Raw genomic sequence first — 19,040 nt, 5'->3', positions numbered from 1 at the left:
TTTCTCCTCATCGAGTGGCTGTTGCTAGTGAGGCTTCGACTGCGTTGCCGAGAGTCTCCGGGAGGTGGATGATGCTGGTCGCGATGGTGCGGGCTGTCCGGTCCACGCCCACCAGAAGGGTCCCTTCGTGTTCCTCGCTCCAGGTTTCGATGACCCCGGCAGGTGTCCTGAGTCTCAGGACTGCTTCCGATGTCCTGCCTGTAATGGTGTTGAGCACAGTGCCGGGCGTTCGGGCGGCGAGAGTCAGGGCAATGCTGCCGGTGATGGCCAGGGCAGGATGCGGTTTACCCATGGAGAGCATCATGACGTTGACGTCGTCTTCTGCGTCCGGCCCCGTAGGGGGTCCGACGATTGCAAGCTTGGGGACTGCCCGCGCGGCGTCAGCGGGCGTTGCCGCCATTCCCATGCGGACTGCGGCCTGGCGACGGATAAGATCCAGGGTGTCCAACTGCAGTTCAACGCCGGCCTTCCATGTGTCGAAGCGGGCGGTGTCCAGCCCCAACTCTTCGGCGCGTACAACCACGACTGGCGCTCCGGCGTCGACCATCGAGACGGTCCAGCTTGTTCCGCCGGCCACGAGTGTGTCGGTTGCTGCGCCGGTGGGCAGCAGTTTTCCCGTGGTCTTGCCGGCAGGATCCTGGAAGCCGAGACCTACTCTGTAACCGGGAAACACGACGCCGGGCATCTGCGCATCCGGAACGATCGGCAGGGCGCCGGCTGGAGTTGAGACCCGCTGAATGATGATCTGGCCGGTGTTGGTGTTGCGTGTGACGATGCGCGTGGAATCGCCGGTGGGCACAACCCACCCTTTTTCGATGGCGTAGAGACCCACAACTGCCGAGCAGTTGCCGCAGTTGCTGCCCCAATCGACAGCGGCCTCTTCGATCCCCACCTGGGCGAAGGTGAATTCGACGTCGACGTCCTCTACTGCAGATCGGCTGAGGATCATTGCTTTGCTTGTAGTCGAGGTAGCTCCGCCCACCCCATCAATTTGGCGGGAATCCGGACTCCCGAAGAGCCGGGGCAGGAGATCATCCAGTTTGGCGTGTGCCTTATCCAGATGGTCCGTTTCAAAGACCCAGCACTTGCTGGTGCCTCCGCGCATCCATTCGGCTTCTATCTTCATGGTGTTCCCTGCTTCCCGTGGCTCTTTGTGAATCTGTGGCCTATTACGAGGATGATGCGGATCACATATGAAGACAATGTTGGATAGATTGGGGGGAGTGAAGACTTGCTTCATTCACAGTCGCAGCAGTCTCCAGGGATCTTCTCTTGCGTTCCTGCTCATATCGATTGGGCTCTACAACAGCCCCTACGAACGGTTAACTGCATAGAATGAACCAAATACGAGGAAGGATGAAGCATTGCTTAAGGATGAGAATGTGGATTTATTCGATATCCGGCGGCTCGCCCTCCTGGTGGAGGTGGTGGAACAAGGGTCCATCACGGCGGCGGCTGACATCATGATGTATTCGCCCTCGGCCGTCTCGCAGCAGTTGCGGAAGCTGGAGCAGGAAGTGGGGCAGCCACTTTTGAATCGCCGATCCCGCGGAGTGGTTCCCACTGAGGCCGGTCAGGTGTTGGCAGGACACGCGCGAAAGATCGTAGGACAGATGCGCGCGGCCCGGTCCGACCTTGGCCAAATCGCCGGCCTGAAGCGGGGCTCGCTGACAGTCGGTACGTTTCCCACCTTGGCCGGTTCATTCTTGCCCTTGGTGATCCGCGCCTTCAAGAAGCGCTATCCTGCGATCGGCCTCTCGGTGCGCAGCGCCCGATTCGACGAGCTCGTCTCGGACCTGGAGTCCGGAGTGACCGGATTGTGCTTGCTGTGGGACTACCCATGGAACCGCTTCAATGATGAGTCCATTCGAATCACCGAAGTCTTCCAGGAGAGCACGGTGATTCTGGTGGCCAAGGGGCACCCCCTCGCTGACCGTGATCAAGTGACCATGAAAGAGCTCCGAACGGAGTCGTGGATAGTCCGTGCGGAGGCCCACCCGGTGGTGGAGGTACTTCACCGATCCGCCCACGACGCCGGCTTTGAGCCGAGCATTGGATTCCTGGCCAACGATTACCAGGAGGCCCAAGCCATGGTCAGCGTCGGGATGGGGGTGGCGATGGTTCCCAAGACAGCGGTCGCCCTGCAGCACCCGGATGTCAGGATCCTCAGCCTTGGAGCTGACGCGCCACAGCGACGGGTACTCCTTGCCCAGCGCCAGGACAAGGTGTATGCGCCTGCGGAGGTGGCTTTCCACTCAACGCTTCTGGAAATTGCACGAGAACGGGGTGCGGATTATCTCTGAGGCAGGGCGGCGCTCATCCCATCGACGTCGACATCAACACTCTTGGGCCTCTACTCGTAGACTTGGCCAAAACTGGACGCTGGCCACCTCTGGCCGCCGCCGGACTGCCCGACGACGGCACCAGGGTGGGGGGCATGGGATTCAGACCTTCCTGGGTGGTCACAGGTTCTTCCCGCGTCCCCGACCGTCCGCTGCTGTTTCCGGTCCCCGTCGACGAATTGGTGACGGGGACCGGCATCCTAAGACGGTGCCCGATGGGGTTCAGGCACAAGGTTGAGACAGGCGTCCTGATTGCGGTGAATATCAGGCGTCAAAGACCCAGCCCTTCGAAGCCAGCTCGCAGAAAGCCAAGCCACGATGAAGTCGGCGCCCACAACTCCCAAAGCCGGGAGGACATGGGAGGAATGAGCCGCAACCACCTCGCTCAAGGGCTCTGCTCCGGCATGCGCGTGTCCCGTCGGGGACGTCGCGCCCAGTACGAGGGCCACGTGGAGGAGAGCCATTGCCAGGGACATTCCCACAAGCATCCGGGCCGTACGTAGAGAGGGGGCGCGCCACATGACCCATGCGCAAGGGACGCATACGAAAGCCATGCAGAGACCCATGGCGATCATCCAGCCTCCGGCCGAGACCATCCCCAGGTGGGCTGCGATTCCGACGGACGCCGCTGCGGCGGTCCAACGTGCGTGGCGCCCCAACACTTCTGCCCGCTTGATGGGCAACGCGGCGGCCGGACGTGGCCGGTAGAGGTTCCGTGCCGTCGCTGGAGGAGCGGCATGGGACAGGGTCTCATCCATGAATCAGCCGCCCAGATCCGTGGCGTAGTCAAGTACCAGTCCCTTGCGACGGCGTTGGGCAGCGTACGCCCAACCGACGGCGGCGGCACCTGGAATCAGCAAGAGCAGCCAACGCGCGGTCTCATCCGTGGCCCCCAGGAACTGGTAATTCTGGATGGCGAGCACCAGGACGCAGATCATTCCGATCGCGGCAACGGCCGGAGCGATCCGGGTTGCCCACGCATTTCCTGAGGTTTCGTGTCGTGAGAAGAAGATGAGAATGGAGACGCTGACCAGGGAAAGGACGGCCAGCAACCCTACCGTGCCCAAGCCCACGAGCCAGCTGTAAGTGACGGCCACAGGGTCTGCCCCGGCCAGGGTAAAGGCCAACATGGCTATGGCGATAGTTCCTGTCACCGCCAGGGAGGCTGCTGCCGGGTTGCCGTTACCGCCCTTCGTGGCGCCCAACCGTCGGGGCAGCGCTCCTGCGCGGGCAAGAGCGAAGACGTAACGCGAAATCATGCTCTGGAAGCCGATGAACAGTGCCAGGAAGCTTGTTGCCACCAGGATTTCCAGGAAACGGGTGAAGCCGGGCCCCATGGCGCTTTCCACGACGGCGAAAAAGAAGCCCGCGGGATCCTCAGCCGCGATGGACTGAACTGCATCGGGGCCGACATGGACGGTGATCAACCAGCTTGTCACTGCGTAGAAGCCCGTGACGAAGCCCAGCGAGACGTAGACTGCCCGGCGAATGGTGCGGCGGGGGTCCCGGGCTTCTTCCGAGAAAACCACGGTTGCCTCCAACCCGCTGTAGCACGTCATGGACAGCAGAAGGGCTACTCCGAAGCCGGGGCCGATGATCACAGCTGGGTCGAAGCCAGCCAATGAATATCCCTGCGGTCCACCTTGAACCAGCAGGGCTACGTCCACAATTCCCAATGCCGCTACCTCGACTGCAAGCAGCAGCACCAGGAGCTTGACGTTCACTGAGATCCCCAGGTAGCCAAGGACTCCGACGATCGCGATGCCCGCGAACGTGACCCAGTATGCGTTGAATTCCAGCCCGAAGGTTCCTGCTGCGACAACGCCGGCAATCGCGTAGAAGGCAACCAAGGCTGCCAGATAGAACAGCAAGGTAACGGCGGCTGTTGCCGTGCCTGCAGTGGGGCCCATGGCTCTGGCGACGTATGCCACGAAGCCGCCGGCATTGACCATATGCCTGCTCATTGCAACATAGCCGACGGAGAAGACGGCGAATAGAATTCCGGCAATGAGGTACGTTGCCGGAGTGGCGGAGCCGTGAACAGCGAAGATGACCGGCGTGGCGGCCGCCATGACGGAGACCGGGGCAACCGCAGATACCACCAGACTCGCAATCGACAGTGTTCCCAGACGATTCCTGGCGAGTGCGGGACCACTGGGGGCGGTCAGCGTGGAATTTCTTTGCTCTTGATGTTCTTCATTCGACATTGAAGTACTTCTTTCTCTCAGATGACCACCTTCATTGGTGGCGGTGAGCAGTATTTGGTCGTGGGGAAATCAGGGTGCCAGCGCCTGAGCAGCACACTCGAAGGCTGGCTGTCGTGGGTCGATGAATGCGTAGTGGCCGGTTTTGGTGAGTGTCGTGAGGGAGACGTCTTCACCTGCCGCCAAGGCGGCGGCAGCGTGGCAGCGACTTTGAGCTGCGGGGACGGCCCGGTCATGGGTGCCGTGAAGCAGCACATTTCTGGCGTTTGTTGGCCATTGGTGCTGCAGGCGTGACGCCTCGTAGATCTCAGGGCGGTGGTCAGGTGCGGCGCCGAGCCAGGTCGAAATTGCGCCGTCGTCGGCGCCCGAGCGTGTGGATGCCTCAAGGTCGGTCACTGCCGCCATGGCGACCACGAGGTCGACCGGTTCCAAGGCTGATACCCACTCTGCGAGGTACCCGCCGGCGGAGTGCCCGATCACAGCGACTCTGCTGGATTCAGCGGATGCGACAAAGGCGACCGCCCTGCGGACGTCATCGGTGGTTTCCCTGAAGCCGCCGTGCCCAGGGGGCGCACGCCGGTACTCGATGTTCCAAACAGTGAAGCCCCGGCGGGCAAGGGCCCTCGAAAGTGGTGTGTGGATCTCCCGCCTGTACTCTTCGGAAAAGAATCCTCCGTGAATACTCACAACGATGCGGTCCGATGCTTCGTCCACAAGCTGCCATACGTCGGCCACTTGGTCCGGGAGGTCGCCGTATGGCACTGTCCGTACCGAAACCTCGGGTCCGTCGCTGTGGTTGCGGTCCCAATCCTCCAGGTCTGCGAACCAGTCGCTGAGCAGGTCCTCGGAGGGGTCGAGCGCCGACATCACGAGGCCAGATCCACCCGAAGGACCACAGCTGCCGCGCTGTCCCCGGCCGCGCACCCGGTGAACAAACCCGTACCGCCACCTTTCAGGGTCAGCGCCTCGATTAGCTCAGCCATCGCGCGCATGCCGGTGGGTGCTTGGGGATGCCCATAGATCAGGCTCGACCCATAGGGGTTAAGCAGGTCCGGATTCAGCTCAAGCTCCCGGCATAGCCACAGATCGTTGACGACGAAAGGGTTGTGCGTGGTGACCACATCAAGCTGGCCGGGTGAAATGGCAGCGTCGCGAAGTGCGCGTCCGGCTGCAAGAACCGGTGCCTTTGGCATGGCTCCAAGCTCTGCCCGGGCCGTGCCCACAGAAAGGACCTGCGCAACCCCGTGATTGCTCAGAGATCTGGCGCGGGAGCGGGTTGTGACCAGCATTCCGGCCGCACCATCTGCAGGGTGAGTCTGGGACCCGGAGGTCACTACGCCACCATGAACCGTCGGCGCCAAGGCAGCCAAGCCTTCCTTTGTGGATTCCCGGACACCCTCGTCTGCGTCAACCATCCGGATGCTTCCACGCGGTCCGGGGACTTCGACCTGTACGAAGTAGCGGCGCTGAAATGCCCGGTCCCCGGCAAGGGCGCGCTGGTACTGGGTGGAGCGAAGCAGAGTCATGTCGTCAAGCTGCGCCCTGGAGAATCCTGCTTCGCGGGCAACCCGCTCCGCGGTCTCAACCATCGGTTTCCCGGTCAGCGGATCCCGCGCAAAGTTATCGAGCACCCAGTCCTCCGACTGGACGCGGCCGGATCCTGTTGGGTAGACCAAATGGGGACCATTGCTGGTGCGGTCAGCGGTGACTGCCAGCACGAGTTCATCCTCGTCGCTGCCTTCGACCGTTTGTGCGGCGTGGGACACGACGGCCGCCGAGGTCGCGCAGGCTTGCGCGATCACAGGACCGCCCAGTGCGGGCGCACCGATCCGATACGCCAAGGTCGGCGTCGCGTAAAAGGCCTCAGGCTGTGGAATTGTCATGCCCAGCGCGATGCTGGTGAGGGATGCGGAGTCCACCCCCCGGTCCGCCAGCGCCCGCCGCGTCACATCGGCAGCCAGTTCCAAGCTGGACAGAGATGCCAGGCTGCCCTGCCAACGGCTGAACGGCGTGGACCAGGCAGCCCCCAAGGGGATAAATGCGCGTTCGAACCTCATGCGCGTACCCCTGCGTCTGTGGCGGCCTGCACCCGGATCAGGCGGGTCTTGCCTTCTGATCGTTCCAAAGTGCCGCGCGGAACCAACTCAACCTCGCAGCGGGCAATCAACCGGTCACGCAGCTCCCGCTCAAGGTCTGCCTTGAGCGCGGAGAGATCTTCGGCCTCACCGTGCTCCACGCGGAGCTGTAGGGGTGGCACCACAAGTGGGGGTTCTTGACTCAGCAGAATCTCAAAGGCTCCCGTGGTGGCCGGCACCATTGAGGACACGACGTCGCTGATCGCTGAGGGCCAGACGTTCACACCGTTGACAATGAGGAGGTCGTCGGTTCGCCCAATGCAGGTGATGCGGGGAGACAGCCTGCCGCACGAACAAGCGCCGGTCCTGACGCGAACACGGTCGCGCGTGCGGAAGCGGATCAAGGGGACGCACTGCCGCAAAAGATGTGTCGTGACCAGCTCTCCCTCGGCGCCATCCCCCCAGTCAATGACGTTCCCGGTTTCCGGGTCGATGAGTTCGAAGATGACGTGGTCTTCGGCGAGCAGGTGGTTTCCATCGAATTCGTTGCACATTGCCGCATACACGGGCAAGACGTCGGCATTGCCAACGCTTTCATATACCTCCGCGCCGAACGCCGACTCGATCTCCTGGCGGACCGATGGGATGGATCCGCCGGGTTCGGCTCCGACCAGGATGCGCCGGAATCCCAGGCTCCGAGGGTCCTCGCCGAGTCGGTTCCGCATGTAGTCGATGAGGTAACGCGCGAAAGACGGTGTACAGGAGAGGACGGTTGCGCCAAGGTCGCGTGCACTCTGTACCAAGCGGTCTGTAGCGCCAATACCAACGGGGACGAAGGTGGCCCCGGTGCGCTGCACTCCTTCGGCCAGTGGCAATCCACCGACGAAGAAGCCCAACGCCAGCCCATGAATCACCACATCGTCTTCAGTGACGCCCTGGCAGCGGTACACACGGGCCGCAACCTCCGCCCAGGCGTCTGCGTCTTTTGCCGTGACGCCAACGTAGCTTGGCCGTCCGGTGGTTCCGCTGGACGCATGGACTCTCACTACATCCCTCAGCGCTGCAGCCGCGTGGTCGCCCAACGGTGGGGTAGTCAGCTGGCTTTCGCGAAGTTCAGACTTTTCCGTGAACGGAAGGGCGGCCAGGTCTGCGACGGAACGGATCGCGTCGAACGCTATGCCGGCGTCGGCAAACTTCCTCCGATAAAACGGTGAGTGCCCTTGAACGTATTCGAGTTGGGCCCTTAGCCGTTCTTCCTGGAGGAGACGGACCTGGTCGCGGACGAGGCCCGCGGTCTCCGTCGTGGTGGGGTTTGATTGCATTATTGCTCCTGATGGCTGTAAGGCGCGGAGGCCTGGGGAGCGAGCCTGCCGCTGGTGTCATTGCGCCAGGGACCGGTGCCGGGTGACGAGGGCCGCGATCTGCTGCTGCAGTTCGAGGTCCTCTGAGATGACCAGCACCAGCCCCTGGCTGGTTTCCTCTGCCCCTGTGGAGGAACCGGTGTGGGCCGTTTTGAAGAGCGCGAGCGCGGACCGGCGCACAAGAACCCTTGCACTGTCCAGCAATGCTGCAAGGTTGACGTCCTCGTGGAACGCCCACGTGTCCAAGACGCCGTCAACGGCCGCCACCAAACCCGCCGCGAAAATGCGAGCGGCAAGTTCGGTCTCCGGCTGGGTGGCTTGGCCGCTGCTGCCTCGGTGGTCGAGCTGGCCGACGAGGAATTCCTCGATGGCCAGCTCGTAGGCACGGTCAGCGATGCGTTCGTGATCACGCAGCGCTTGTTCGGTGTGCACCAGCCGGTACCGTGGCCGGTAAAGCTCCGGCTGTTCGAAGTACTCGTGTGCCGATGCCAGGCTCACATCGATGGCGGCCTCAATCGGGTCGGCCGTGAGCACATGCGCCGCCAGTGCTCCCTTGAACCGCTGGACGCGCTCCTCGTGGTCGGGGAAAGCGGCCTGCTCCTTGGTGGGGAAGTAGCGGAAGAACGTGCGGGCCGCAACGCCGGCCTCCGCTGCAATCTCCTCGGCCGTGACGGCGTCATACCCGCGGTCGATGAACAATTTGATGGCGGCGGCTGCAATCGCGTATTTACGACGCTCGCTCGTTGGCGACATGGGCTGGTACCTCCCGGTTGTGCTTCTAACAGTGACTCTGGCAGTGTCCCACGGCCTCCGAGGGTGGCACGTCGATTGCCGGACTCTGTGTGAAGAACCCCGATGGTTTGAGTGCGAATCCCATCCGCGCTACGGGCATGACTGGCCAATCCTCAGGGCGGACCAGGTGGTGATGGCCCAGTGTGTACCAAAGGACAACGTCCTGATCACGGATGTTCCGGTCCTCCGCAGTCCAGACTTGAAGTCCGTCGGCCCCTGGATCCTGGTTGGGGAACATCCCGGCAGGGTACTTCTCGTCCTTGTTCCAAGGTGTCACCCACAGATGGTGGTACATGTACTCAGCCCGGGCGGCGATGGATGATCCCGGCTGGGCGTAGGGCTTGCAGTTCTCACCCGGCACCAACCGGTAGCCGGGGGTTCCGCCCAGCGCATTCTTAGTAGTGGAACTCTCGATCACCCATGAACGGGAGGTCTCCAGGTTCAAGTCCCGGATGGCTTCCAACTCGGTGTTGAAAGTTGTCTTCACCGGATAGAAGGCGTTTCCGTAGGGGTTGCTTGGTCCCAGAGGGTCCGCATGGGTATTGACCTCGGTAACGCGGTTCTGGATGCCGTCCACCATCGGATCCAAGCGGACGCAGAAGAAGTGCTGATGGTGGGGCGCGTACAGGTTCGGGCCCAGTTTGGTCCCGTGCCGGTTTGTTTCTCCATCGTGCAGCGCACCGGTCTGGACGATCCCGGTAGCCTTGACTTCCAGTTCCATGGTGCCGTCCTGATAGAAGTACCAGTAGAACCCATATTCGTAGTTGCCGATGGTGGATATGGACGAGATCACCAGGCGCCGGGAGCGGCGGACTTCGGTCTTGTCGGTGCGCTGGTCGTAGTGCTTCCAGAGGATCCCGGCATCTTCCTCATGGAGGCAGATCACGTTGTTGCGGGGATCGAGGTCACCTTGGGCGCTGATGACCGTGGAGTCGAAGTAGTAAATCTCTCCGAGGCAGTCGCACCCAAGTTCCAAGGCGTTGGCGCACATTCCGAGCCCGTATTCACCAACATCAAATGCGTTCTTACGACGCTGGGTGAGGGATGTGTCACCATACGGAACGGTCATTTCCGCGATGGAAGCACGGTACATGATCGAGCGATCGTTTCCCTTGTCGTTATAGCGGATGTCGTGCAGAACCAGGCCTTCACGCTGGCTGAAGCCGACCCGGAAACTCCACTTCTGCCAGTTGACCTTCCAACCCTCGACCGTGAAACTCGGCCCTTGCGGCTGGACAATGTCGAGGGGCTTGATGTCCTCGCGCATGGTGTCGATGAACTTGGCCCCATAGTTGGCGTCTTCCATTGGGACCGGGTAGACGTCCTCGTCCTCCAGCCCCACCAATTCCAGCGTGTCAAGGTCGATGAGGGCCACCAGCCCGTCCACCGGGTGGGCGTACTGGTTGTCGTCGTTCTGGGATCTCATGTAGAAGACGCCGCGGGCGATGCGCCGCCCTTGCTCTTCTTCCACCCCAAAGTTGCCGGCGGACCAAGGATCCACCATGACCATGGCGCGCTGTTGGAGGTCCAGGCCACGCTTGCGCAAGGCTTCCTGCACGCGAGGGTCCGACTTCGTTTCTATCTCGATATCGACGAACTCGTCGATGGTGATGGCCGGTTGTTGGCCCGGCATGTCGGTCCAGGACAGAACTGTTTCTTTACGGACATCGACACTGAGCAAGTGGGTCACCCGGCGGCGTCCATCGAGAAGCAGCACCTCTGCTTGTCGCTCGATTTCCGCGCCGCTGGCCATTTGCTGTTTGGTGGGCTCAGTTAGTTCTATCGAAGCGAATCGCATGTGGTATTCAAACCGGGCGTCGTGGCGGACCGTGGCGGCCACCCGCTCGTATTCATCAGGCGACAGTGGATCCAGCGGGTGTGCAAATTCTGTGAGTTCCTCTGCACGGGTTGCGTACCGCTCACGGAGGGTCTGTACTTTGCGGGCCCTGGTCACCGCGCGCTCGGGCGACCTCCGCGTGTCGCCAATGGACAGCCCCATTGCCTGCTCTTCCAGGCGAAGGCTTTGAGCCTCAACTGTTTGCTTGGTCATTTCACTTGCTCCTCTTCTTACACAGCTCAGTAGGCAATGCACACCGACTTGGTCTCGGTGTAGTGTTCGATCGCCGCCTTGCCATGCTCACGGCCCAAGCCTGACTGCTTGAAGCCTCCGAATGGCATGTTCGCGTCGAGGACGCCATGGGTGTTGATCCATATGGTTCCCGCTTTGAGGCGGGGTATGAGTTCGTGCACCCGACTGATGTTCTGGCTCCAGATGCTGGCGGCCAAGGCGTACTCGGAGTCGTTGGCCATCTCGACGAGCTGCTCAATGTCGTCGTAGGGCATGGCGACCAGTACGGGACCGAAGATTTCTTCCTGCACCACCTTCATCGAATGATCGGTGTTCGCCAGGATGGTCGGTTCCACGAAGTAGCCGGGTCCGTCTATGGCATTTCCTCCCAGAATGACCTCGGCGCCTTCTGCGCGGCCCGATTCGATGTAGCTGCATACCCTGTCACGCTGTTCGGCAGAAATCAGCGGACCCAGATGAACATTGGAGTCGAAAGGGGAACCGATGCGGAGGCTGTCGGCCAAGGATGTGATCCTCGTCAGGTACTCGTCGTAACGACGGCGGGGCAGATACAGCCGTGAGCCGGCAACGCATTGCTGTCCGGAATTGAAGAACAGCGCGCGCAGCATCCCCGCGCCGATGAATTCCGGATCAATGTCGTCGAGGACCACTACCGGGGACTTGCCGCCGAGCTCAAGAGAGGTCCGGGTCATGTTCTTCATGGCCTCGATACCGATTTGCTTCCCGACGCTGGTCGAACCGGTGAACGCGATCTTGTCGATGCCCTTGTGCTTGCTGAGCGCCGCACCCGCTTGGTAACCCAAGCCCGTGACAACATTGAGGACGCCTGACGGGAATCCGGCCTCAAGGACCAGCTCGGCGAGCAGCAGCGCGGTCAGCGGTGTTTGCTCTGCGGGTTTGAGCACCACAGTGCACCCGGTCGCAAGCGCTGGCGCTACCTTCCATACAGCCATGAGATGGGGGAAGTTCCACGGCACGATGGCAGCCACAACGCCCACTGGCTCACGCCGGGTGAAGGCATGGAACCGCGTGCCGTCGTCGTCGGTTGGCGAAAGGTCGAAGGTGCTGCCCTCGATCTTCGTGGCCCAACCGGCCATGTAACGGACGTAGTCGGCTGCCATGCCGACCTCGACCGTCCGTGCGACGTCGAGAAGCTTTCCTTGTTCCAGGGCCTCCAAAGACGCGATTTCCTCGCCCCGCTCCTCAATGAGGTCGGCGAGCCGGTGCATCAGCTGGGCACGATGATGCGGCAGCACCGATCCCCACGGCCCCTCCAGCGCTGTTCGGGCTGCGCGCACCGCCAGGTCCACGTCCGGCTCGTCGGCCGCTGGAACTTTGGCTATGAAACAGCCAGTAGACGGATCAAGAACGTCTATCTCCGCGCCACTGACGGCATCCACCCACTGGTCCGCGATCAGCATCCGATGCTTACGTGAAAGGAAGGAATCCAGGACTGGGGGTGGAACAAACTCTGTTGAAACAAACATATGACACACCTCACTAAATGACAGTAAATGCCACATTAGTGGCAGTGACTGACAAGCGCAAGGCCTCGACGAGACTCATGAATAGTGCTCGCGAAACGGGGTGCATGCCTCATTTGAGAAACGCTCGCGAAATCATGGGCCGCTGCGGGCACGGCGGTGACGATGAGGGATGGACCTGTCGATGGCAACGCGTAGGGAAATCACGAAGAAGTACGCAGCCGGTTATGCGAAGTCGTCGAAGAATGCCAAGGGATTGGTTCTGGACGAGCTGGTCGCCGTCACGGGCTGGTCCAGGGCCAATGCCCGGCGGGCGCTTTCCACAGCGCGCAAGCGCAAGGGCCCTGCGAGGGTGGCGGTACGGAAGCCTCGGGGACGAACCTATGGCTATGACACGCTTAAAGTCCTGATCGGTGTGTGGCGGCTGGCGGGGATGCCCTCGGGCAAATATCTGGCCGCGACCATGGACCTATGGCTACCGAAGCTCGAAGCGTTTGGTGAACTCGACACCAAGAGACTGACACCGGCTGTCAGAGTGCAGTTGATGCAGGTCTCCGGGGCCACGATCGACCGGCTCCTCAAACCCACCAAGGACGCGGACAAACCCAAAGGGCTCTCCGCGACGAAGGCCGGGCCACTGCTGCGTAATTCGATCACGGTCCGTAAGGCCGGCGACGAGCACGAACAGCTCCCGGGTTTCATCGAGGCGGACCTGGTCGTCCATTGCGGCCCCACCCTGACTGGGGAATTCGCACGAACCCTGACCGCCACGGACGTGTTCACCGGCTGGACCGAGAACGTGGCCGTCCGAAACGGGGCGCACGTCTGGGTCCTTGCGGCCATGGATGAGGTCGTGGCACGACTACCGTTTCCCTTGGTGGGGCTTGATACCGACAACGGCGGGGAATTCATCAACTACGCCATGATCGAGTGGGCCGGGAAGAAGGACATCTACTTCACCCGTGCACGGCCGTATAAGTCCAACGACAATGCTCACGTCGAGCAGAAAAACGGTGACGTCGTGCGCCGGCACGCCTTCCACTACCGGTACGACACGGCGGCCGAACTGAAGCTCCTCAACGCCCTCTACGCCTTGGTCCGGATCCGCCTCAACCTCTTTACCGCGACCACCAAAGCCATCGGCTGGCGCTCAAACAAACACGGCAAAAAGACCCGGATCTATGACAAACCACGGACCCCATACCACCGCGTCATCGACTCCGGGATCCTCACCGAGGCCAAAGCGACCGAACTTGCCGAACTAATGGAGACCACCAACCCGGCCGAACTCACCCGCGGCATCACCAGAATCCAAACCCAGCTCATCGCCCTCGCCGCCGCGAAAACACAGGCTCTAGAAGCCTCAATCACGCGAGCAGAAATAACTGAGGCACGCACAACACTTTCGCGAGCATCTTGACATGAGTCATCACGGGCCTGGGTGCTTCCAACAACAAGAATTGTTCGGGTGGGCGTTCGCGGCCGCCGATTTGCAACCCGGCCAAGGCGACGTGCTCAGCCGCCGGCGGTCCGCGCCTGATCACCGAGCCGCATAGCAAGCTTGGCGCCGTAGACCTGCGCTTCCACCAGGTCGGTGACCGGCGGCATAGTATCTTCGACCAAGACCAAGCACGAGCCGTAGGAAGCCTCCGGGTCGAAGCCGTCCAGGCCGAAGAACTGCCGCTGGAAGTCTTCGCGACTCAGGCCGACGCAGGGGTAGGGCTTCGTCTGCCAGTAAGCGCGCTCGAAGCCGTAGCCGTAATTTCCCCTAGAACAGCGGCCAGGGCACCGCCGGCATGTCACCGCTCGGAGCGGGAAACTGCCCTGCCAAGCGCAACCGGTCACAGCGCGCGGCGAGCGATTCGATTTCTTCATCGCTGAGCAATTCAGCCAGGTCCAGGCCAAGCGCGCCATGCAGCCCTTCGCTGACACGATCGATACCAGCGCGCTCCTCGGCTGTGAGAGTGTCTCCCAGCCATCCCCACAGCACTGTGCGGAGCTTGTGTTCACTGTGAAAGGTGAGCCCATGGTCGACTCCGTGCCGGTGCCCGTCAGGCATGGCAAGAACGTGGTTGCCCTTGCGGTCAGCGTTGTTGACCAGCACGTCGAACACCGCCATGCGCCTTAGAGCCGGCGAGTCTTCGTGGACGAGGGCGACCAGGCTTCCGTCCTCATCGCGTCCCTCAAGAACGTGTTTCCAGCCGGTATCCGGCATATTGTCAGCAGCGATCAGGTCCACGGGGCTTTGGGCGGGGTCCTGTTCCTGCCAGAGCTGCACCATTCCCTGGCCCAGGGGACCTTCACGCAGCCAAGTGCGTGGCACTATGTTCCAGCCCAGGACCTGAGACACCAGATACGCAGCCACCTCCCGGTGGGCGAGTTTTCCGTCGGGAAAATCCCAGAGCGGACTTTCGCCAGCTATCGGCTTGTAGACCACAGGCACGTTGCTGATACTGCCCAGGAATGTAGCGTTTGAGGCCGTCGTAATGCGGCCGGTAAGAGTCAGCTCGGCCGTTACCAGGTCCGGCGCCGGCACTAGGCCTCGGGGAGTGTGCAGTCGTGTCCGTCGGCGTCCATGGGGTACCCGCAGAGCGGGCATGCTGGGCGCCCTGCGCCTACGATCTCACGGGTGCGCTTGGCGAAGGCGCGGGCAGTGCCTACCGGCATACGCACCAGCATCATTTCTGTTTCGTTGGCGCTGTTCTCGTTGAGCGGTTCGTCGATGTCGTCAGGATCGACATCGCTGAGGGGATAGGCCTCTATGACGATCTGAGCCGTGGTTGGGTCCCAATCCAAGGTCATGGCACCGGTTCGAAACTGTTCATGAGGGGCCTCAAGCGGGTCATTGTCGACGAGCTCAATCGGCGTACTCGTAGGAACGCTGAAGGGGTTGCCGTCAATGGTGATGAGCTGGTCAAGGACCTCATCGATCTTCTCCGCAAGCAGAGCCGACTGTTCCTTCTCGAGGGCAATACTCACGATGTTCGCGCCTGTGCGCACCTGCAAGTAGAACGTACGCGCTCCTGGAACGCCAATGGTGCCAATGACAACCCGATCAGGCCAGGAAAACTCGTGAACGCGTGTAGGCATGTCAGTATTTTAGGCACATGAGCCTTACGGCGTCTTCTGCCCTGCACCACCACCCACCGGCGCATCGCCCGAACGGATGCCTTTCGACAGCCATGACAGATCACCTGCTTCTGTGTTGGTCGCGTAGACGCTCGGCCGGCTGGCGCTGTAGTTGACGATTGATACGGAGGCAGGGCTGACGCTTATACGCTGGAACAGGTCAAGGTGCATTCCCAGCGCGTCGGCGAGGATTGACTTGATGACGTCACCATGGCTCACCGCCACCCAGACGGCCTCTGGCCCATACTCGGCTTCGAAGGCTGCATCGTGGCGCCGGATCGCCGCCACCGACCGGGACTGCATCGCTGCCATGGACTCACCGCCCGGAAAGACGACGGCGGATGGTTGCGACTGCACCAGAGGCCACAGGTTTTCGGTCGCGAGATCACTGAGTTTGCGGCCCTGCCACTGGCCGTAATCGCATTCAGTGAGATCGGGATCCACAGGGGTGTAAGGGGTGCCAGCCTGGCGATCGATGATGAGCTGGGCGGTCTGCTGGCAACGCTCAAGCGGACTCGTCACGACGCCGACGACGGGCACGGTCGCGAGCCGCTCTCCGGTCAGAGCCGCTTGGTCGCGCCCCACCTGGTCCAGGCTGACGCCGATGGCACGACCGGCGAGCAGTCCACTGGCATTGGCTGTAGTACGGCCGTGCCGCACGAGAATAAGTGTTGCCATTCACCCAGCCTAACTACCCGCCTGCAGGTGAGGGGTCTAGTTTCCCGTGTACACGCTTGTCACCGTTCCGGGCTCAGTGGTTATCGGGGCCTGGCTACGGGCAAGGCTGAGGCGGCGACGATGGTAGAAGCATCACCTGCGTCTTCAGGCCCGCTGCTCGATGAGGGTGAGCTGCGTACCATCGGGGTCTACGAGGTATCCGGCGCGGAGTCCCCATGTTTGCATGCGGACCGGGTGCAGACGTGGCATGCCCGCCATAGCGACGGGTACACCGGATCGGAGAATGGCGTCGTACAGTTCGTCGACATCAGCAACACGCAAGCAACACATGAAGTTGCTGGACAGCGGATCGAGGTCCGGGGCCGGAAAGAACTCCAGCTGCAGTCCGGCCCGCGTGAGGATCATCCATCCCTGATCGCGGAACAGGCGTTCAAAACCGAAGGCGCTGTAGAACGCCTCGGTCGCATCGAAGTCTTGCGATGGCAGATTTGGAACGGCGAGATCGTGCACCGGGGGCGAGGCCATGGACCAATAGTGGCACGGATTGAACTACTTGGTTGGGGGTGTCCGCCAATGACAGACACCCCCAACAGAGTTTGATTCCCTAGGCGATCGGTGCAGGGGGCAGTTCGCCGCTCAACACGGCGAGGGCGTTGTCGGCAGCGAGCATGGCCATGGCGGTGCGTGTCTCCACTGTGGCCGAGCCGAGGTGTGGAAGCAACGCGACATTGTCCAGGTCCAGAAGCCCGGGATGCACGCGGGGTTCCTGCTCGTAAACGTCCAGTCCGGCTCCCGCGATGACGTGATCTCGAAGTGCCGACGCCAATGCTTCTTCGTCGATGATCGGTCCGCGCGCGGTGTTGACGAGGAATGCCGAGCTCTTCATCGCAGCGAGTTGCTCGGCCCCGATCAGGTGATGGGTGGCGGGACCGTAGGGGCAGTGCAGGGATACGACGTCGGAGACGGCCAGCAGTTCGTCGAGATCGACCCGCCGGGCGTCCAGTTCGGCGGCAATCCTGGGGTCGGTTTCTCTGCGCGACTGATAGATGATCTCCATGCCGAAGGCTTTGGCCCGGCGCGCCGTCGCTTGGCCGATGCCACCCATGCCAACGACCCCGAGCGTCTTGCCCTGCAGACTGCTGCCGAGTAGAAAGAACATGCCCCACTTCCATGCCTGGCCGGAGCGGATGAGCCGTTCCCCCTCACTGAGCCGCCGGGTTGCCATGAGGATGAGACCGAACGCGATGTCGGCCGTGGCCTCCGTCAGCACGCCGGGAGTGTTGGTGGCCACGATGCCCCGTTTGGCACACGCGCGAACGTCGATGTTGTCATAGCCGACTGCGACGTTCGCCACGACTTTGAGTTGCGGGCCGGCGGCGTCGAGCAGTTCAGTGTCGACGCGTTCGGTGAGCAGGGACACAACCGCGTCTGCGCCGGCGACCCTGCGCAGGAGTTCTTCGCGGGTGATGGATTCCGCGCCGGTCCAGGCATCGACCTCATGTTCAGCACGGAGCTTTTCAATCGCTGCATCGGGGATGCGCCCCGTGACGACGACACGGCTCATGCGGTCACGATCCAGTCGCGAAGGCGGCCGAGGCCGTCACGGATATCGGCGACGTCGATACCTGAGTAGGCGAGCCGGATGTATTGACGCTCTTCACCTGGTTGGCGCCGGCCGAAGTGCTCGCGGGTACAGAAAGAAACGCCGGTCTTATACAGTGCGTCGCTGGCGAAGTCGCCGACGGCCGTATACCCCATTTTCTCCATGACGTCGGTGACATCCGGGAAGAGGTAGAACGTCGATTGTGGCACCGCGACGTGCATCCCGGGGACGGCGTTCACGAGTTCGCAGGCAGCATCCCGGCGCTCCCGAAGGTTGTCGAGCATCTGCTGGACGGGTTCCTGGGTTCCTCGGAGTGCTTCGATGCCGGCCCATTGAACGTAGTGGGTGGTGCATGATTCGTCGTTGGTATTGAGGGTGCTGAGTACTTTGGCGATTTCAGGCGGCGCGACCGCACAGCCAAGACGTGAGCCGGTCATGGCGAACTTCTTGCTGAAGGTATAAAGGATGACGGTGCGTTCGGCCATGCCTGGGATCGAAGCGATCGAGTTCGAGACGCCCTCGTAGCGGGTTTCGAAGTAGGCCTCGTCGGAGAGCACCCAGAGGTTGTGTTCCTGGGCGAGCTGGGCGATGGCTTCACGCTCGGCCGCTGTGGATTCCGCGGAGATGGGGTTCTGGAGGTCGTTGTAAATGATCGCAACGGTGTTGGAGGTAATTGACGCGCGGACCTGGTCGAGATCGATGGAGAAGCCCTGGCTCGTAGGCAGGTAGCGGTACGGCACCGCCGTACCTCCGAGGTATTCGATCTGCGACTCATAGATCGGGAACCCTGGGTTCGGGTAGAGCACCTCCTGGCCGGGATTCATGACCGCCTGGAGGAACTTGGTAATGACCGGCTTGCCGCCAGTCATGACGACGATGTTGTCCGGGGACAGGCTGATGCCGCGCCGTGATCCGATGTCTTCGGCGAGGGCTTCGCGCAGTTGGGGGATGCCTGGTCCGGGGCAATAGCCCGTGTAACCGTCTGCGATTGCCTTGGTCATGGCCTCGACAATGTGCGGGGCGGTCGGGATGTTGATATCGCCGAGGTGGAAGGGGTAGACCAGATTCCCCTTCGCCTTCCAGGCCGCCGCGGCTTGGGCGACGCTGAAAGCTGTTTCGGTGCCGAGCCGTTCGAGTCGATGCGCGAGTTGCTGCATGCAGTTCACTCCTCGTTGAGTAAGAGCCGTTGGTAGACATCTAATACGGCATTAATATATCAGAGAGGAAATGGCCCGCTCAATGGCTCCTTATGTGAGCCCAGGGACGTTGAAACCTACGTGCCC

At 61.9% G+C, this 19,040-nt stretch carries 17 protein-coding genes and 1 pseudogene; 2 read left to right on the top strand and 16 right to left on the bottom strand.

Going from position 1 to position 19,040, the window contains the following annotated elements:
• Nucleotides 1-7: 7 nt before the first annotated feature.
• Entirely contained in the window at nt 8-1,126 is a 1,119-nt protein-coding gene (locus ACSSVG_RS21965) for a PrpF domain-containing protein (RefSeq protein ID WP_492416307.1), read from the bottom strand.
• A 238-nt stretch (nt 1,127-1,364) separates the two neighbouring features.
• Here ACSSVG_RS21965 and ACSSVG_RS21960 point away from each other — a divergent pair, with 238 nt between their 5' ends.
• Nucleotides 1,365-2,303 (top strand): LysR family transcriptional regulator, encoded by a 939-nt coding sequence (locus tag ACSSVG_RS21960; protein ID WP_231340965.1) that lies wholly within the window; start codon nt 1,365-1,367, stop codon nt 2,301-2,303.
• Nucleotides 2,304-2,542: 239 nt separating this feature from the next.
• Here the strand turns inward: ACSSVG_RS21960 and ACSSVG_RS21955 are convergent, their stop codons facing one another.
• The 8 genes from ACSSVG_RS21955 to ACSSVG_RS21920 all read right to left on the bottom strand — a co-directional run bounded on the left by ACSSVG_RS21955 (nt 2,543) and on the right by ACSSVG_RS21920 (nt 12,350).
• The gene (locus ACSSVG_RS21955) at nt 2,543-3,100 is read right to left on the bottom strand and encodes a hypothetical protein (protein WP_492416305.1); all 558 of its coding nucleotides are present in this window, start codon (nt 3,098-3,100) and stop codon (nt 2,543-2,545) included.
• Nucleotides 3,101-3,103: 3 nt separating this feature from the next.
• A complete protein-coding gene (locus ACSSVG_RS21950) occupies nt 3,104-4,549 on the bottom strand; it encodes an APC family permease (protein ID WP_492416304.1) in 1,446 nt (481 codons plus the stop codon).
• Nucleotides 4,550-4,618: 69 nt separating this feature from the next.
• The gene (locus ACSSVG_RS21945) at nt 4,619-5,413 is read right to left on the bottom strand and encodes an alpha/beta hydrolase family protein (RefSeq protein WP_492419274.1); all 795 of its coding nucleotides are present in this window, start codon (nt 5,411-5,413) and stop codon (nt 4,619-4,621) included.
• Complete coding sequence (locus ACSSVG_RS21940; RefSeq protein WP_492416302.1) at nt 5,413-6,603, bottom strand: thiolase family protein; 1,191 nt, start codon at nt 6,601-6,603, stop codon at nt 5,413-5,415. Before ACSSVG_RS21940 ends, ACSSVG_RS21945 begins: the two co-directional genes overlap by 1 nt.
• Nucleotides 6,600-7,943 carry a phenylacetate--CoA ligase family protein gene (locus tag ACSSVG_RS21935; protein WP_492416300.1) on the bottom strand — a complete coding sequence of 448 codons (1,344 nt, stop codon included), beginning with the start codon at nt 7,941-7,943 and terminating at the stop codon, nt 6,600-6,602. The genes ACSSVG_RS21940 and ACSSVG_RS21935 overlap by 4 nt, the downstream gene beginning before the upstream one ends.
• Nucleotides 7,944-8,000: 57 nt before the next feature.
• Nucleotides 8,001-8,735, bottom strand: a complete 735-nt coding sequence (locus ACSSVG_RS21930) for a TetR family transcriptional regulator (RefSeq protein ID WP_492416298.1) — start codon at nt 8,733-8,735, stop codon at nt 8,001-8,003.
• Nucleotides 8,736-8,760: 25 nt separating this feature from the next.
• Nucleotides 8,761-10,824, bottom strand: coding sequence for a primary-amine oxidase (locus ACSSVG_RS21925; RefSeq protein ID WP_492416296.1), 2,064 nt, complete (start codon nt 10,822-10,824; stop codon nt 8,761-8,763).
• A gap of 26 nt (nt 10,825-10,850) precedes the next feature.
• A complete protein-coding gene (locus ACSSVG_RS21920; RefSeq protein ID WP_231340957.1) occupies nt 10,851-12,350 on the bottom strand; it encodes an aldehyde dehydrogenase family protein in 1,500 nt (499 codons plus the stop codon).
• Nucleotides 12,351-12,531: 181 nt separating this feature from the next.
• Between ACSSVG_RS21920 and ACSSVG_RS21915 the strand changes: the two genes are divergently transcribed.
• Complete coding sequence (locus ACSSVG_RS21915; protein WP_492415551.1) at nt 12,532-13,767, top strand: integrase catalytic domain-containing protein; 1,236 nt, start codon at nt 12,532-12,534, stop codon at nt 13,765-13,767.
• 248 nt (nt 13,768-14,015) lie between these two features.
• Here the strand turns inward: ACSSVG_RS21915 and ACSSVG_RS21910 are convergent.
• The 7 genes and pseudogenes from ACSSVG_RS21910 to ACSSVG_RS21880 form a co-directional block, all read right to left on the bottom strand.
• Nucleotides 14,016-14,150: pseudogene (locus ACSSVG_RS21910) on the bottom strand (hypothetical protein); the annotation flags it as partial.
• Nucleotides 14,116-14,883, bottom strand: coding sequence for an SCO1664 family protein (locus ACSSVG_RS21905; RefSeq protein WP_231340956.1), 768 nt, complete (start codon nt 14,881-14,883; stop codon nt 14,116-14,118). The gene ACSSVG_RS21905 and the pseudogene ACSSVG_RS21910, both read right to left, overlap by 35 nt.
• Nucleotides 14,883-15,437 carry a DUF3090 domain-containing protein gene (locus ACSSVG_RS21900; RefSeq protein WP_492416294.1) on the bottom strand — a complete coding sequence of 185 codons (555 nt, stop codon included), beginning with the start codon at nt 15,435-15,437 and terminating at the stop codon, nt 14,883-14,885. Before ACSSVG_RS21900 ends, ACSSVG_RS21905 begins: the two co-directional genes overlap by 1 nt.
• Nucleotides 15,438-15,461: 24 nt before the next feature.
• Nucleotides 15,462-16,154: a histidine phosphatase family protein gene (locus ACSSVG_RS21895; RefSeq protein WP_231340954.1), complete on the bottom strand. Its 693-nt coding sequence runs from the start codon at nt 16,152-16,154 to the stop codon at nt 15,462-15,464.
• A 144-nt stretch (nt 16,155-16,298) separates the two neighbouring features.
• Nucleotides 16,299-16,679 (bottom strand): bleomycin resistance protein, encoded by a 381-nt coding sequence (locus ACSSVG_RS21890; RefSeq protein ID WP_231340953.1) that lies wholly within the window; start codon nt 16,677-16,679, stop codon nt 16,299-16,301.
• A gap of 79 nt (nt 16,680-16,758) precedes the next feature.
• On the bottom strand, nt 16,759-17,718 hold the full coding sequence (locus ACSSVG_RS21885; protein ID WP_231340952.1) for a 2-hydroxyacid dehydrogenase: 960 nt from the start codon (nt 17,716-17,718) through the stop codon (nt 16,759-16,761).
• A complete protein-coding gene (locus ACSSVG_RS21880; protein ID WP_231340951.1) occupies nt 17,715-18,914 on the bottom strand; it encodes a pyridoxal phosphate-dependent aminotransferase in 1,200 nt (399 codons plus the stop codon). The genes ACSSVG_RS21885 and ACSSVG_RS21880 overlap by 4 nt, the downstream gene beginning before the upstream one ends.
• Nucleotides 18,915-19,040 lie beyond the last annotated feature (126 nt).

The sequence above is a fragment of the Paenarthrobacter sp. E2MeOHC11 genome (genome assembly GCF_058744955.1).
Note: the sequence above shows the minus strand (reverse complement) of the source record. Positions and strands in the feature narration are given on the sequence as shown.

Coding starts and splice junctions, on each gene's coding strand:
- ACSSVG_RS21935 (WP_492416300.1), bottom strand. CDS start 7,943: ATGCAATCAAACCCCACCACGACGGAGACCGCGGGCCTCGTCCGCGAC.
- ACSSVG_RS21950 (WP_492416304.1), bottom strand. CDS start 4,549: ATGTCGAATGAAGAACATCAAGAGCAAAGAAATTCCACGCTGACCGCC.
- ACSSVG_RS21940 (WP_492416302.1), bottom strand. CDS start 6,603: ATGAGGTTCGAACGCGCATTTATCCCCTTGGGGGCTGCCTGGTCCACG.
- ACSSVG_RS21965 (WP_492416307.1), bottom strand. CDS start 1,126: ATGAAGATAGAAGCCGAATGGATGCGCGGAGGCACCAGCAAGTGCTGG.
- ACSSVG_RS21915 (WP_492415551.1), top strand. CDS start 12,532: ATGGCAACGCGTAGGGAAATCACGAAGAAGTACGCAGCCGGTTATGCG.
- ACSSVG_RS21920 (WP_231340957.1), bottom strand. CDS start 12,350: ATGTTTGTTTCAACAGAGTTTGTTCCACCCCCAGTCCTGGATTCCTTC.
- ACSSVG_RS21900 (WP_492416294.1), bottom strand. CDS start 15,437: ATGCCTACACGCGTTCACGAGTTTTCCTGGCCTGATCGGGTTGTCATT.
- ACSSVG_RS21885 (WP_231340952.1), bottom strand. CDS start 17,718: ATGAGCCGTGTCGTCGTCACGGGGCGCATCCCCGATGCAGCGATTGAA.
- ACSSVG_RS21945 (WP_492419274.1), bottom strand. CDS start 5,413: ATGTCGGCGCTCGACCCCTCCGAGGACCTGCTCAGCGACTGGTTCGCA.
- ACSSVG_RS21890 (WP_231340953.1), bottom strand. CDS start 16,679: ATGGCCTCGCCCCCGGTGCACGATCTCGCCGTTCCAAATCTGCCATCG.
- ACSSVG_RS21925 (WP_492416296.1), bottom strand. CDS start 10,824: ATGACCAAGCAAACAGTTGAGGCTCAAAGCCTTCGCCTGGAAGAGCAG.
- ACSSVG_RS21880 (WP_231340951.1), bottom strand. CDS start 18,914: ATGCAGCAACTCGCGCATCGACTCGAACGGCTCGGCACCGAAACAGCT.
- ACSSVG_RS21930 (WP_492416298.1), bottom strand. CDS start 8,735: ATGTCGCCAACGAGCGAGCGTCGTAAATACGCGATTGCAGCCGCCGCC.
- ACSSVG_RS21955 (WP_492416305.1), bottom strand. CDS start 3,100: ATGGATGAGACCCTGTCCCATGCCGCTCCTCCAGCGACGGCACGGAAC.
- ACSSVG_RS21895 (WP_231340954.1), bottom strand. CDS start 16,154: ATGGCAACACTTATTCTCGTGCGGCACGGCCGTACTACAGCCAATGCC.